General features: G+C 68.3%; 13 protein-coding genes and 1 tRNA gene. 8 read left to right on the top strand and 6 right to left on the bottom strand.

Annotation, left to right across the window (positions count from 1 at the left end):
• Window positions 1-118 precede the first annotated feature (118 nt).
• Window positions 119-244 carry a hypothetical protein gene (locus tag QN315_RS10675; RefSeq protein ID WP_281362832.1) on the bottom strand — a complete coding sequence of 42 codons (126 nt, stop codon included), beginning with the start codon at window positions 242-244 and terminating at the stop codon, window positions 119-121.
• A gap of 279 nt (window positions 245-523) precedes the next feature.
• Between QN315_RS10675 and QN315_RS10670 the strand changes: the two genes are divergently transcribed.
• Together QN315_RS10670 and QN315_RS10665 are read left to right on the top strand one after the other, a co-directional pair.
• A complete protein-coding gene (locus tag QN315_RS10670; protein ID WP_323989249.1) occupies window positions 524-1,021 on the top strand; it encodes a nucleoside deaminase in 498 nt (165 codons plus the stop codon).
• A 225-nt stretch (window positions 1,022-1,246) separates the two neighbouring features.
• Complete coding sequence (locus tag QN315_RS10665) at window positions 1,247-2,836, top strand: Do family serine endopeptidase (protein WP_408904630.1); 1,590 nt, start codon at window positions 1,247-1,249, stop codon at window positions 2,834-2,836.
• A 66-nt stretch (window positions 2,837-2,902) separates the two neighbouring features.
• On the opposite strand, the gene QN315_RS10660 is transcribed toward QN315_RS10665, so the two are convergent.
• Window positions 2,903-3,952, bottom strand: a complete 1,050-nt coding sequence (locus QN315_RS10660; RefSeq protein ID WP_323989247.1) for a beta-eliminating lyase-related protein — start codon at window positions 3,950-3,952, stop codon at window positions 2,903-2,905.
• Window positions 3,953-4,033: 81 nt separating this feature from the next.
• On the opposite strand from QN315_RS10660, the gene folD reads away from it, so the two are divergent.
• From folD to QN315_RS10645, 3 genes are all read left to right on the top strand, one after another.
• Window positions 4,034-4,969, top strand: coding sequence for a bifunctional methylenetetrahydrofolate dehydrogenase/methenyltetrahydrofolate cyclohydrolase FolD (gene folD, locus QN315_RS10655; protein WP_323989246.1), 936 nt, complete (start codon window positions 4,034-4,036; stop codon window positions 4,967-4,969).
• A complete protein-coding gene (locus QN315_RS10650) occupies window positions 4,966-5,721 on the top strand; it encodes a methylenetetrahydrofolate reductase (protein WP_323989245.1) in 756 nt (251 codons plus the stop codon). Before folD ends, QN315_RS10650 begins: the two co-directional genes overlap by 4 nt.
• A gap of 240 nt (window positions 5,722-5,961) precedes the next feature.
• Window positions 5,962-8,043, top strand: a complete 2,082-nt coding sequence (locus QN315_RS10645) for a M1 family metallopeptidase (protein ID WP_408904629.1) — start codon at window positions 5,962-5,964, stop codon at window positions 8,041-8,043.
• 28 nt (window positions 8,044-8,071) lie between these two features.
• Here QN315_RS10645 and QN315_RS10640 read toward each other — a convergent pair whose 3' ends face one another.
• A complete protein-coding gene (locus QN315_RS10640) occupies window positions 8,072-8,650 on the bottom strand; it encodes an NUDIX hydrolase (RefSeq protein ID WP_323989243.1) in 579 nt (192 codons plus the stop codon).
• Between the two features lie 230 nt (window positions 8,651-8,880).
• Between QN315_RS10640 and QN315_RS10635 the strand changes: the two genes are divergently transcribed.
• From QN315_RS10635 to QN315_RS10625, 3 genes are all read left to right on the top strand, one after another.
• Window positions 8,881-10,083, top strand: a complete 1,203-nt coding sequence (locus tag QN315_RS10635) for an MFS transporter (protein WP_342627447.1) — start codon at window positions 8,881-8,883, stop codon at window positions 10,081-10,083.
• A gap of 56 nt (window positions 10,084-10,139) precedes the next feature.
• The gene (locus QN315_RS10630) at window positions 10,140-10,721 is read left to right on the top strand and encodes a TIGR00730 family Rossman fold protein (RefSeq protein ID WP_176640032.1); all 582 of its coding nucleotides are present in this window, start codon (window positions 10,140-10,142) and stop codon (window positions 10,719-10,721) included.
• A gap of 93 nt (window positions 10,722-10,814) precedes the next feature.
• Window positions 10,815-10,891 (top strand) — tRNA-Pro (locus QN315_RS10625).
• A 192-nt stretch (window positions 10,892-11,083) separates the two neighbouring features.
• Here QN315_RS10625 and QN315_RS10620 read toward each other — a convergent pair.
• The 3 genes from QN315_RS10620 to QN315_RS10610 form a co-directional block, all read right to left on the bottom strand.
• Window positions 11,084-11,593 carry a hypothetical protein gene (locus QN315_RS10620; RefSeq protein WP_323989241.1) on the bottom strand — a complete coding sequence of 170 codons (510 nt, stop codon included), beginning with the start codon at window positions 11,591-11,593 and terminating at the stop codon, window positions 11,084-11,086.
• A 154-nt stretch (window positions 11,594-11,747) separates the two neighbouring features.
• Entirely contained in the window at window positions 11,748-13,199 is a 1,452-nt protein-coding gene (locus QN315_RS10615; RefSeq protein WP_323989240.1) for an amidohydrolase family protein, read from the bottom strand.
• A 110-nt stretch (window positions 13,200-13,309) separates the two neighbouring features.
• A complete protein-coding gene (locus tag QN315_RS10610; protein WP_408904508.1) occupies window positions 13,310-14,107 on the bottom strand; it encodes an aspartyl/asparaginyl beta-hydroxylase domain-containing protein in 798 nt (265 codons plus the stop codon).
• Between the last annotated feature and the right edge of the window lie 283 nt (window positions 14,108-14,390).

The raw sequence follows: 14,390 nt of genomic DNA, 5'->3' as shown, positions 1-14,390 counted from the left end.
GCATCACAAGCCCTGCGGGCCGCTCTCGCTCGGTCGCAGGGCTTGTGATGCAGCCTCCTGCGCACCGCCGGAATGCGGCGTGAAACGCCGAGCTTGCGGCCCGCCGCCGAAACCGGGATCAGCCGTCGGAAAACGCGGTCTGGATGTTGGCGGTCAGGGTCTGGTGACCGACCAGCCCCGGCTCGCACGCCGAAAAACCGATGACGATTGCCGCGGCGGCCAGGATCAGCGTAAGCGTGTTCATCGTCTTTCTCCTGCCCATATCGATGTCGAATGTTACAGGGAACGCTGTAGGCTCGAGGGGCACGGTGGCAGCGGGATTCTTGTCTGTCCATTAAATTCGCTGCTTTTTCCGCCGGCCCGTGCCGCCCCATGGCCGGCTGGAAACGTGAGGCGGTGTAACATCCCGTGATCGCATGGCACGCACGGATGGCGCGGGCCGCCCGTCCCGCGCTATGGCCCGAACGGGGCGGTCCCGGGGGAGTTGCATGGGGCGATTGCAGGGATGCGGGGGATAGGGTCGATGACAAAGGAAGGGAAGGCCGGCGCCGTCGTTCCCGCCATGGGCACCCCGGGGGATCCGATGGGGATCGCGATGGACGAGGCCCGCGCCGCCGCGGCGCGGGGGGAGGTGCCGGTCGGCGCGGTGCTGCTGGGGCCGGACGGGGCGGTGCTGGCGCGCGCGGGCAATGCGGTCGAGGCCGGGCACGATGCGGCGGCCCATGCCGAGATGCTGGTCATGCGCGCGGCGGCGCGGCGCCTGGGCACGCCGCGCCTGGTGGATTGCACGCTGGTGGTGACATTGGAACCCTGCCCGATGTGCGCCGCAGCCGCCGTGCATTTCCGGATCGGGCGCATCGTCTTCGGCGCCTATGACCCCAAGGGCGGCGGGGTGGACCATGGTCCGCGCCTGTTCGACCGGCGCGAATGCCTCCATCGCCCCGAATGGGTGGGTGGCGTGCGCGAGCGCGAGGCATCGGCGCTGCTGCGCGATTTCTTCGCCGCGCGGCGCGGGCCATGATACGCGCGCGGTGATTTGCGCCAGCGGCGCGGCTGGCGCATTCTTCTTAACGCATCTTTCATCGGCAGGTATGGGAGAGGTGCGGAATGCCGATGCATTCTGCCAGGGTACGACACAGGACGCGGGCGTCGGCAGCGGCCGGCCGGCCCGTCAACGATCAGGAATGCTATGTCTGACGCGTTTGATCTGATTTCTTCCGTTCCCGCTCGCCGGCCCCGCGCCGGGATGGCAGCCGGGGTGGCGCCCGGGACGGCGCGCGCCAGGGTGCTGGCTGCGAGGGTGCTGCCGGCGAGGGTGCTGGCGGCGCTGGTCGCGGGTACCGTGCTGGGCGGCGCGGCGGCCTGTGGCGGGCTGGCGCCGGCGGCACGGGCCGATGAGAGCGGGGTGATCCGTCCGGACACGCAGCAGGCCCTGCCGAACTTCGTCAGCCTGGTGAAGCAGGTCAAGCCGGCCGTGGTGTCCATCACCGCCAACCTGCGCGCCGACGCCGTCGAGGATGAGGAAGGCGGGGCGCAGGGGCAGCAGCAGATGCCCTTCCCGTTCCCCTTCCCGTTCCAGATGATGCCGCAGCAGCCCCAGCGCCGCACGATCGAGGCGCGGGGATCGGGCTTCATCATTTCCGCGGACGGCTACGTCGTCACCAACAACCACGTGGTCAAGGGCGCGACCAAGGTGACGGTGACGCTGGATGACGGCACCGCCCTGCCGGCCAAGATCGTCGGCCGCGATCCCAAGACCGACCTGGCGCTGCTGAAGGTGACGACGCAGAGCAAGCTGCGCTTCATCGAGCTGGGCGAGTCCGACAAGGTCGAGCCGGGCGAGTGGGTGATCGCCGTCGGCAATCCCTACGGGCTGGGCGGCACGGTGACCGCCGGCATCGTCTCGGCGCGGGGGCGCGATATCGGCGACGGGCCGTACGATTCCTTCATCCAGGTCGACGCGCCGATCAATCGCGGCAATTCGGGCGGTCCGCTGATCACCCAGGACGGCAAGGTCGTGGGGGTGAATACCGCCATCCTGTCGCCCGGCGGCGGCGGATCGATCGGCATCGGCTTCGCCATCCCGTCGGACGTGGTGAAGAATGTCGTCTATCAGCTTGAGAAGACCGGGCATGTCACCCGCGGTTATCTGGGCGTGGTGGCGCAGTTGATCACCCCGGCGATGGCCAAGGCGCTGGGGCTGAAGCCCGCGGCGCCGGGCGTGCCGCCCAGCGGGGCCCTGGTGGCCAGCGTCAGCAACGGCAGCCCGGCGGAAAAGGCCGGGATCAAGGCCGGCGACGTGATCACCACCCTGAACGGCCAGAAGGTGGACAGCCCGCATGACCTGGCGGTCAAGGTCGCCTCGATCACGCCGGGCACCAAGGCGACGCTGGGGTTCCTGCGCAACAACGCCGAGCAGACCGCGACGGTGACCATCGCCAACCTGTCCGGCGCGCAGACGCCCGACGGCGCGATGGGCGAGAAGAACGAGGGCGGCCCGCGCCTGGGCGTGTCGCTGTCGCCGCTGACGCCCGACCTGCGCCAGCAGCTCGGCCTGGACGGGTCGGTGCGCGGCGTCGTCGTCAGCGACGTCCAGTCCGGATCGCCTGCCGATCAGGCCGGCATCCGCCCCGGCGACGTGATCCAGGCGGTGGGCAACCGCCCGGTGGAGAATCCGGGCGCCACCGTCACCGCCGTGCGCGCGGCGCTAAAGGCCAACCAGTCCGTGCTGCTGCGCATCCTGCGCAACGGGCAGAACATCTTCGTCGCCGTGACGCCCGGCACGGACAACGACAATGACGGCGGGGCCAGCGGCCCGGGCGACGACAACAACTGACCTGCCGATCCTGTCCTGTCGATCCCGGGGCAGGGTCGGCGGGCCCCGAGCCCCCGCCCGGCAAGGTCAGATCGCGGCCAGGGTGGCCAGCAGCGCGTCCACGTCGGCGATGTGGGTGTCGTAGCTGGTCACCAGCCGGATCACCGTGCCGTTGAGTCCGGCCGGCGTGCGCCATTCGCGAAAGACATAGCCGGCGGCGCGCAGATGCGCGACGGCCGGATCGGGCAGGGCGACGAAGATTTCGTTGGCCTGGGTCTCATACACCAGCCGTGCGCCGGGGTGGCGGAACAGGCCGCCGGCCAGCCTGTGGGCCATGGCGTTGGCCTGCCGCGCGTTTTGCAGCCACAGATCGTCCTGCAGATAGGCAAGCAACTGCGCGCTCAGGAAACGCTGCTTGGACCAGTCATGGCCGCCGCGCTTGCGGCGGCGGGCGAAGTGTTCGGCCCGCGCGGGGTCGAAGACCAGCACGGCCTCGGCGGTCATCGCCCCGTTCTTGGTCGCGCCCAGCGCCAGGATGTCGATTCCGGCCTTCCAGGTCGCCTCGGCCGGGGTGCAGCCCAGGCTGGCGATGGCGTTGGCCAGCCGGCTGCCGTCCAGATGGACCGCCATGCCGCGCGCCCGGGCCCGGGCCGCCAGTTCGGCGATCTGCGCGGGGTCGTAGACCGTGCCCCATTCCGTGGCCTGGGTCAGGCTGAGCGTCGTGGGCAGGTTGTTCAGCACATTGTGCGCCGGATGGCGGTCGAGCACATAGGACAGAGCGTCGGGCCGCATGCGCCCGTCCTCCGACGGGATGGGCAGCAGCCGCGCGCCGCCGGTATAGAAATCGGGCGCGCCGCATTCGGCCTGCACGATATGGGCGCTCTCATCGCACAGGATGGCGCCGAAGGGCGGGGTGGTGGCGGCCAGCGCCAGCGCGTTCGCCGCCGTGCCGGTGGCGACGGGAAAGACCTGGACCGGATGTTCGAAGACGTCGGCCGCGACCTGCTGCAGCCGGGCGGTCCAGGCATCCGCGCCATAGGCGGGCGCCGTGCCCTCGTTGGCCGCCATCAGCGCCGCCATGATGGCGGGACAGGCCGGAACGACATTGTCGCTGCTGAAATTCTTGCGTATCTGCACCTGCACGATATCCCCCATTTTCAGGGCCCATCTTTAAGGGTTGTCCCCTGCCATGTCATTCAATCGCCTTCCGGAGCGCCCATGACCGAGCCAGTGTCCGCCGTACCCGCGCCCGCTCCCAGCATGTCCGCGCGCCTGATCGACGGCAAGGCGTTCGCCGCGGCCATGACGCAGAGGATCGCGGCGGAGGTCCATGCGTTCCATGACCGCTACCGGGTGACGCCCGGCCTGGCGGTGGTGCTGGTGGGCAACGACCCGGCCAGCGAGGTCTATGTCCGCAACAAGGCGTTGCAGACCCATCGGGCCGGCATGCGCTCGTTCATGCACATGCTGCCGGCCACCACGTCGCAGGCCGAATTGCTGGCGCTGGTCCGCCGGCTGAACGACGATCCGGAAATCCACGGCATCCTGGTGCAATTGCCGCTGCCGGCGGGGCTGGACCCCGTGGCGGTGACCAATGCGATCCGGCCCGAGAAGGACGTGGACGGCCTGGGCGAGGTCAATGCCGGGCGCCTGGCGCTGGGCCAGCCCGGGATCGTGCCCTGCACGCCGCTGGGCTGCCTGATGCTGCTGAAATCGGAGCTGGGCGATCTGCGCGGGCTGCATGCCGTGGTCATCGGCGCGTCCAACCTGGTCGGCAAGCCGATGGCGCAGCTTCTGCTGGCCGAGGGCTGCACCGTGTCGGTCGGGCATATCGACACGCGCGACCCCGCGGCCCTGGCGCGCCAGGGCGATATCCTGGTGGTGGCCACCGGCGTCGGCGCCCTGGTGCGCGGCGACTGGATCAAGCCGGGGGCGACGGTGATCGACGTGGGCATCACCCGCGTGACCCTGCCCAGCGGCAAGACGCGCCTGATCGGCGACGTGGCCTTCGACGAAGCCGTCGCGCGGGCCGGGCGCATCACCCCCGTGCCGGGCGGGGTGGGGCCGATGACGATCGCCTGCCTGCTGAACAACACCCTCGCCGCCGCCCGCCGGATCGTCGGGGCGGCGGCGGAGCCGGGCGGTACCCCATGACGCGGATTTCCGTCGAGCTGATTCCGCGCGACGCCGAGACCCTGAAGGCGGATTCGGCCGAGGTGCGCGCGGCCTTTCCGATGGCCGACACGCTGAACGTGCCCAGCCTGATGCGCTTTGCGCTGCAGGGCTGGGATGCGGTGCCGTTGCTGCGACCGGTGCTGCCGCGCGTCGTGCCGCATATCCGCGCCATCGACGTCGATCCGGACGGGCCGCTGCCCGGCATCGGGGTGCAGGGGCTGGAGGAAGTGCTGGTCGTGCAGGGTGACCCGCCCGCCGATCTCAGCCGCCGGACCTTTCCCAACACGTCGGAGAGCGTGATCCGCCGCTATCGGCGCGAGGCCCCGCATCTGCGCGTCTATGCGGCGTTCGATCCCTATCGCCGCGCCCCCTATCGCGAATTGGAGGCCGTCGCGCGCAAGAAGGACGCCGGGGCCGCCGGGTTCTTCACCCAGCCGGTATTCGATGCGCGCATGCTGGAGATGTGCATGGGCTGGCTGGCCGGCGAGACGGTGTTCTGGGGCCTGTCGCCGGTGATCGGCCCGAAATCGCGATCCTATTGGGAGACGACGAACCATGTCGTCTTCCCGCATGATTTCGAAGCGACGCTGGAGGCGAATATCGGCTTTGCCTGCCGCGCGATCCGGACCGTCCGCGCGGCCGGCGGGCATGTCTATCTGATGCCGCTGCGCGTGAAGCCGGCGCGCTATCTGGCGCCGATCCAGCATGCGCTGGAATCACTATCCTCGTGACCTGCCCGGCGGGCGACGATTGCCGGGGGTGGGTTACGTCCGCCGGGCAATTCCGTTAGCCTCGGCCGGTTCGTCGGTTCGTCGGTCACGTTTCCCCGAAAGGTCATGATCTTGCCGCATTCCCGTCCGCGTTCGCGCCCGTCCGCCATCCCGGGAGCCGTCCAGGAGGTCTGCATCGGCGGGCGCCGCATCGGGGCCGGGGGTGCGATGCTGGCCGCTTTCCTGTGCTGCGGCGCCGCGATGCCGGCCGTCGCGGCCGACGACGCCGCGCCGGCGGCGCCCGCCGCGACATCCCCCGCCCCGGTGCTGCCGCCGCCCGACCCGGCGCGGATCTTCGCCCCGCTGGCCTATCCGACCCCGGTCAACGCCTATCGCTCGGGCGGGGGTGCGCCCGGCTGGGCCTATTGGCGGAACGGCGCGGATTACGAGATCAAGGCGGCGATCGACCCGGCCAACCGGCTGCTGTCGGGCAGCGAGGTGATCACCTACACCAACAACAGTCCCGACGCGCTGGACGTGCTGTGGGTGCAGCTCGACCAGAACATCTATCGCGACGGGTCGCGCGGCGGCTTCGCCAATCCGCAGCGCCATGGCGAGCACACGGATGGCGAGGCGATCGAGAGCGTGTCGATCGAGCAGGACGGCAAGAGCATCCCCGTCACGCCGCTGATTTCCGACACGCGGATGCAGGTGCCGCTGCCGGCGCCGCTCGAGGCCAGGGGCGGGCGCATCCGGCTGAAGATCGTCTGGCATTACACGATCCCCGGCGAATGGGGCGGCCGGACCGCCGTGACCCCCACGCGCAACGGCGACATCTATGAAGTGGCGCAATGGTACCCGCGCATGGCCGTCTATGACGATCTTCGCGGCTGGGATACCGCGCCCTATCTGGGCCAGGAATTCTATCTGGAATATGGCGACATCGACTACAGCGTCACCGTGCCGTGGAACTTCACCGTCGTGGGGTCCGGCGCGCTGCTGAATCCCGCCGACGTGCTGACCCAGACCGAGCGCGACCGCCTGGCCCAGGCCGCCCGCAGCGACGAACGGGTGATGATCCGCACCCAGGCCGACGTCAGCGATCCCAAGAGCCACCTGGCGCAGAGCGGGACCAGGACCTGGCATTTCCGCATGAACGGCACCCGCGACGTGGTCTTCGCCGCGTCGCCCGCCTTCCTGTGGGACGCGGCGCGGCTGGACCTGCCGCCGCTGGTGGTCGAATCCGGCCATCCGGCGGTGCCGCGCCTGGCGATGTCGGTCTATCCGGTCGAAGGCATCGGGGCGCATCAATGGGACCGGTCGACCGCCTATGTGAAGCATGCGATCGAATATTTCTCGCGCCAATGGTACCCCTATCCCTGGCCGGACGCGATCAACCTGGGCGGCCATGGCGCGGGCATGGAATATCCGGGCATCGTCTTCGACGGCATGCATGACAAGGACCCGGAACTGTTCTGGATCACCACGCACGAGCTGGGCCATGGCTGGTTCCCGATGATCGTGGGGTCGAACGAGCGGCGCCATGCCTTCATGGACGAAGGGTTCAACACCTTCATCGACACCTATGCCTCGGACGATTTCAACAATGGGGAATTCGCGCCGAAGCGCGATGCCGAGTTCGCGCCCGCGACCGGCAGGCCGGCGGACGACATCCTGTCCGTGCTGCGCGACCCGGCGGCCCCCCGGCTGATGACGCCGACGGACCTGGTGCCCGAGCGTTATCGCCACCCGGTGACCTATTTCAAGGCGGCCTACGGGCTGAAGCTGCTGCGCGAGCAGATCCTGGGGCCGGAACGGTTCGACCGCGCCTTCCGGCGCTATATCGCGCTGTGGGCCTATCGCCATCCCACGCCGTCCGATTTCTTCCGCCTGATGGACAGCGAGGGCGGCGAGGACCTGTCCTGGTTCTGGCGCGGCTGGTATTTCAATAATTGGGGCCCGGATTATGCCGTGAAATCCGCCGCCGTGACGGGCGAGGGCCCGGCGCGCGGCGTGCTGGTGACGGTGGACAACAAGGGCTGGCTGCCGCTGCCGGTCACGCTGGTGCTGACCTATACCGACGGTACGACCTCGCGCCTGCGCATCCCGACCGAGGCCTGGCAATTGCGCAACGAGATCGAACTGACGATTCCGACCACGCGCACGCCGCAATCGGTGGCGCTGGACCCCGGGCACGACATTCCCGACCTGAACCGGGCGGACAATGTGCTGACCCTGGCGGTGCCGCCGGCCCAGCCGGCCGCGGCGCCGGCCGCCCCCGCCGCCCCCGTGGCCTCCCCGGCCTCCTCCCCGGCGACTCCGCCGGCGCCGCCGGGACACTGAAACCGGCTGCCGGCGCTATATGCCGGCGCTATATCCAGCCGCGCGCGCGGATCAGGGCGATGGCGGCCAGGGTGACCATGCAGGTGATCTCGCCGTCGCGGACCATCCGGTCCATCTCGGCCAGCGGGATCGTGTGGCTGGTCATGTCCCCCTCGGTGGCCTCGCGCCGGGGGGCGCCCGGTGTCAGGTCGGTGGCCAGAAAGACCTGGCCGCGCTGGGTGGAATAGCCCGCGCCCTGATAGAGCGTACCGGCGTGGCGCAGCGTGCCGGCGCGCAGTCCGGTCTCTTCCTCCAGTTCGCCGCGTGCCACCATGTCGGGCGCGGCGTCGGGGCGCTCTTCCCACATGCCCATCGGCAGTTCCCACAGGCGGGCGCGCACCGGATAGCGATATTGCCGTACCAGGGTGACGGTCGGGCCGTCCGGCCCCCGGCCCAGCGGCAGGATCACCGCGAATTCGTCGCGTTCGACGATGCCGTACAGCCCCTGGTTGCCGTCGGGGCGGCGGATGATGTCCTCGCGCACGCGGGTCCAGCGATTTTCATAGACGATGCGCGAGGACAGGGTGACGAACCCGCCATCATCGGGCGGAACGGACTCGGTGCTCATGGATCGGCTTCCTCGGCGGGCGGGTCCTGCACTGCGCGCGACCAGCGGTGACGCGCGCTACATGATCCCCGGCGGAATGGCGGCGTCAATAATGGCGGCGTCAATAAGGCGGTCGCAGGGTCGTGACGGCGGCGGGCGTCCTTTTGACCGGTCCTGCCGGGTCCCCGGGTCTTGGACACCCCCGACCCGACCCGTATAAGGGCAGGACAAACCGGAGCCGCCCTGTCGTCATGCCCTCGTCGCAGTCCGTTATGGCCCATCCGACCGTGCGGATTCTGGCGGTCGTGCTGTTCAACCTGATCTGTTACGTGGATATCGGCCTGCCGATGGCCGTCATCCCGGTCTTCGTCCACCAGCATCTGGGCTACAACACCGTGATCGCGGGGCTGGCGGTGTCGCTGCAATATCTGGCGACGTTCGCCACCCGCGCGCAGGCGGGACGGTTCGTCGATGCGAAGGGGGCCAAGCCCGCGGTGCTGATCGGGCTGGCCACCTGTGCCGCGTCGGGCGGCGCGCTGCTGCTGTCGGGTCTGTTCGTCCACCAGGCCACGCCGTCGATCCTGCTGCTGATCGCCAGCCGCATCCTGATGGGCGCCGGCGAAAGCTGGACCGCGACGGGCGCGATCCTGTGGAATATCGGCCGCGTGGGGGCCGAGCGGACGGCGCAGGTGATCTCGTGGAACGGGATCACCTCCTATGGCGGGATCGCGCTGGGCGCGCCGGTGGGCGCGGTGCTGTCGCAGATGGCGCCGCCGCTGGGCGGGCTGGTGGCGGTGGGGCTGCTGTCCGCGCTGCTGCCGCTGCTGGGGCTGGGGCTGGCGGCGCGCTACGCCGCCGTGCCGCCGGTCGTCCGGGGCGAGGCCATGCCCTTCCGCCAGGTCTTCTGGCGGGTGCTGCCCTACGGGATCGTGCTGGCCTGCGGTTCGGTCGGGTTCGGGGCGATCTCGGCCTGCCTGTCGCTGTATTTCGCCGACCGGCACTGGTCCGGCGCGGCGCTGGGGCTGATGATCTTCGGCATCGTCTTCGTGCTGGTGCGGCTGCTGTTCTCGCGCCAGATCGGCCTGCGCGGCGGCGGCGTCGTGGCCGTGGCGTCGCTGGTGGTCGAGGTGGCCGGCCTGCTGATCCTGTGGCGCAGCGGCGGCGTGGCCGCGGCCGATCTGGGGGCCGCGCTGACGGGGGCCGGATTCTCGCTGGTCTTTCCCGCGCTGGGGGTCGAGGCCGTGACCCGGGTGGGGGCGCATAACCGGGGGGCCGCGCTGGGGGCGTTCAGCGTCTTCCTGGATATCGGGATCGGCCTGTCGGGGCCGATGCTGGGGCTGGTGATCCACGGCCTGGGCTATGGCCCGATGTTTCTGGTCGCGGCCTTATTTACCGGGGCGGGGGTCGGTGCCACTCTGCTGCTTCGGGGGCGCGCGCGAACAAGCGTCGCCTGAATCGGGCGGATCGCCGCCGCCCGCATCGTGCCGCCATGTTCGAGAGGATCGCGTCCATGTCCGTTGCTGCCGTTGCCGTGTTCTGCGGGTCGCGTTTCGGCGCCCGCCCCGATTTCGAGGAAGCGGCGCGCGAGATGGGGACCAGCCTGGGGCGTGCCGGGATGCGCCTGGTCTATGGCGGCGGGGATGTGGGGCTGATGGGCGCCGTGGCGGACGCGACCCTGGCGGCGGGCGGCCGGGTGTCTGGCGTGATCCCGACCTTTCTGCGCGCGCGTGAGGTGATGCATGAGGGCGTGACGGATCTGACCGTCACCGATTCGATGCATAGCCGCAAGCAGTTGATGTTCGCCCGGGCCGATGCGTTCGTGGTGCTGCCCGGCGGGCTGGGCACGTTCGACGAGACGATCGAGATCGTGACCTGGCGGCAGCTAAAGCTGCATGACAAGCCGATCTTCGTCGTCAATGTCGCGGGGTGGGCCGATCCGATGGTCGCCATGCTGCGTGCGGCGGTGCGCGAGGGTTTCGCCGAAGCATCGGCGCTGGAACTGTTCGAGGTCGTGCCCGACGTCGCCACGACGATGGCGCGGCTGAAGCAGGCCGTACGCGGGCCGGCGACCGAGGATGTCGACCGGCTCTGACGGCCCGATGACAAAAATGCATCTTCCCGCGCGATAGTGGGCATCGGGACCCTTGCGGAGCGGCAGGAGGGCATGTATAGCCCCCATCAAGTTCGGAGTGTAGCTCAGCCTGGTAGAGCACTGTGTTCGGGACGCAGGGGCCGGAGGTTCGAATCCTCTCACTCCGACCAGCCGCTAAAAGACCTTGTGTTCAAACCCTGCGTTGTCAGTGGATTGGATTTCCCCGGAAAAAGCAGGGGCGCAGTCGGTTTGCAACTATAGCCATTGCATGGTCCGGGGCGTTCTGTCTTCCCGCGTTTGCGCCCTTGATTTTGCAGCTATGCAGCGCATATAGTCGCAGGCGAGAAGATGCCGAATTGGCGTTAAGACCCTTGTTGACCGGGACCCTTTAGGGGGAGAGACAGGGTTGAAAATCGGGGAAGTTTTTCGGGCTTCTCTGGCGCGGGTTCGCTCCCGCCGGCATCTTCCCGCTTCCATATCTCGGCTTCCCGGCGGCGGCGACCGGGGATAGCGGTCACCACCTCCCAGCAATCCGCTTTTAGCTCCACTACGACGATGTGCTCGTATCCCGGTGATTGCTTGCCGAGCAGGAAGCGTGGGCCATTGGCGGGTTTTTGCTGCTTTTCGTTCTTTCGAATCACAGAGAAGCCCGAACAGACATCCGCGACATATGCCACGATACTCGGATATCCGAGTCCCTGAACTTGCTTAATCCGTGAATCGTATCCCTGGACATGCAGAAAGCCGTAGCCTTCGGGTCCGGGGATACCGTCTGGAAACTTGATAACCCGGATTCTGGTACCTAATCCTGCCACGAAATCCTCGGGCATCAGTCCGATGACATCCTTGCCGTTATGAATCTTATAGGTCACAGGATGTCGTCCCGTTCGTGTTCTTGGCTATAATCACGAAGTTAGCCATAGCCTCGAAAGCAGGAAAACCCTGCGCCGGGCGGAGTTATTGGCTTTCTTGCAATATTCTGCTCCCGCCATGACGGGTCGGCACTGTATCGCCGGCGCGGGCGCGTCAGCGTGGCGCACCGGCCTGGGATGCGGCGACCCGGCGGTCGGCCTGGGCTTCGACCGCCGCCATGTCCTGATGCAGGATGCGGCCGTGATCGACCTTCAGCCGGCCGCCGACATAGACCTGTTCCAGATCCTGCTGCGATGCGGCGAAGACCAGCGTGGCGTAGGGGTCGAAGACATGGGCCAGGTGCGACGGGTCGATCATCAGGAAATCGGCGAATTTCCCGGGCTCCAGGCTTCCCACCCGGTCCGACGCGTTCAGCACGTCGGCGCTGCCCACGGTATGCAGCCGCAGGACGTCGTACGGGCCCATGATCGCGGCGTTCTGATATTTGTCGCGGACGGCGTAGAGGCCGGTGCGCATGTTCTCGAACGGATCGGCGACGTCGGCGCTGGCCTCGCCGTCCACGCCCATGCCGACGCGGATGCCGGCCTTGAGATAGGCGGGGATGTCCGCGACCCCCGAGGCCAGGCGGCCGTTCGACAGCGGATTCCACGACATGGCGGCGCCCGCGCGGGCGGCCTGGGCGACGATGTCGGGCGTGGTATGGATGAAATGGCCGAAGATCAGGGTCTTGCCCATCATGCCGGTCCGCGCGAAATCGGGGAAGACCGCCTGTTCGGACTGGATGCTGTCCGGGGGCTCCAGGTAATGGGTCTGGTTGGCCACGCCGAATTCGTGCATCAGGGTGCCTTCCAGCCGGGCCTCGGCCAGCGCGTCGGCGGGATTGGCCTCGAACGCCACGGTGCCGTTCAGCATGACCGACAGCAGCCGGCCGCCATGCGGCTGCGCCGCGCTCCATGCCAGGAACTGCTTCAGGTGGCGGCGCGCGCCGTCCAGCGTGTGGTCCCGGCCGCCGGCAATGGCCTGGACACCGTGCACGAAACGGATGCCCGAGGCCATCTCGGCGCGGAATTCCTGATGATTGACATTGTCGCGTTCCGGCGGATTGGGCAGCGCGTCCCCGTAATTGAAATTATAGGCCCCGGTAATGCCGTGCCGCAGATGGTCCAGCGCGCCGTCCAGCGTGAACCAGTAGAAATCCTCGGGCGTGGCGTGCGCGGCCTGTTGGGCGTACAGCGCGTCGATCCATCCCGGCAGCGTCTTGTCCTGCGCCAGGCCGCGATAGGCGGCCTGCCAGAGATGGCTGTGCGCGGAGATGAAACCCGGCATGATCCAGTGGCCGTGCGCGTCGATGCTGGTTGCGGCCCGCAGGTCGCGCGGCGGCTCGCCCTGCCCCACCGCGCGGATGCGCCCGTCCGCACCGACCGCCATATAGCCGATGAACGGCGTCTTCTGGCCGTCCGCCATCGAGAAGACATAGGCATTGCGGACCAGCAGCATGGCCTGCGTCTCGGCCGCGCGGGATTGCGCCGGACAGAGCGGCAGCGCGGCCAGAAGCGTCATGCCGAATGCGAGGAGCAGCGATTTACGGAAGCGCGGAATCGTCATGATCGTCCAACAGGCCGTTGAAGGAGGGGCACGATGGTGCGCTCCCTGTCTAACGTTCCCGTTGCAGAATTTCTACGGCTTCGAAATGAAATGCGGGCGGGGGGCGGGATTCAGCGGGCGGGTCGGAGCGCCGGCTCGGCGCCCAGCGCGTCCAGCCTGCGCTTGATATCCTGAACGAAGCGCGAATGCTTCACGCCGAACAGGAAGACGCCCAGCAGCAGCCTGGCGACGCCGCGGCAGGGGCGCCGGACCTGCAGCAGCAGGATGTAGCGGTCCTCGTCCGTGTCGTTCCAGACCTGATGGTTGTAGGTATCGTCGAACAGCAGCGAACGGCCGTCCGCCCAGCAGATCGTGTGCAGGGCGTCGGCGCCTTCGATCTGGATCCGGCATTGCGCGCGCTGCCGCGGCACCCGCAGGGCCAGGTGGTAGGTCAGCATGCCCTTGGTCATGCCGTAATGCCGGGGGATGCGCCCGCCCGCCTCCAGCACCGAGAAGACCGCGGTGACCAGCCCCGGAATCCGGGCGATCAGCGCCGCCGTGACGGGCGCCCGGGCGCAGTTTTCGACGCGCCGATAGCCGTATCCGGCGAGGAAGAAGGATTTCCAGCGACGATCCGCGGCGATACGGCCGTGGTCTGGCGAAAGGTCGCCCAAGGCGGGGATGTCCCGGGTGCGGAGCCGCACGGCTTCGTCACGGATCTGTTCCCAGTTGCGCTCCAGCATCGCGATCCACGGCATCCAGGCCGTGTCCAAAATCGCCCGGTCCGGCAGCAGCGAGCCGCGCATGATCACCCGGTCGATGCGGGGGCGCAGATCCTTGCCGATTTCGAACAGGGACCGGCCTTTGAACGGCATCCGCCATTTGCCGTGCGCCGCCTTGTCCGCCCGACGCGGAACCGTGTCGTTCATGATGCCTCCCGTCACCGTTCCGGAAGTATAAATTTGCAGCACGATGCCGATCTGGGTGTCAATCGGCGCGGACCGGAGCGCGGAAAACGATGACGTGAGACTGTTTGCGCAGAAATCGGAGTCATGGAGGCACAGAGCACGTGGCGGGACATGACGGTTTATCTGCCATGTCCGGATGAAGGGAAGTCGAATAGGAATGGTTACTGTTCGGTTTCCTGACACGAACTTCGCAATTCTGTGATGGCCGACAATATCGGTCGCCGGCCATAAACCCGCGGACCGG

The organism is Nguyenibacter sp. L1, from assembly GCF_035199985.1.
Classification (GTDB): Bacteria; Pseudomonadota; Alphaproteobacteria; order Acetobacterales; family Acetobacteraceae; genus Gluconacetobacter; species Gluconacetobacter vanlangensis.
The sequence above is the reverse complement of the archived record's forward strand: the minus strand, read 5'-3'. Positions and strand labels throughout refer to the sequence as shown.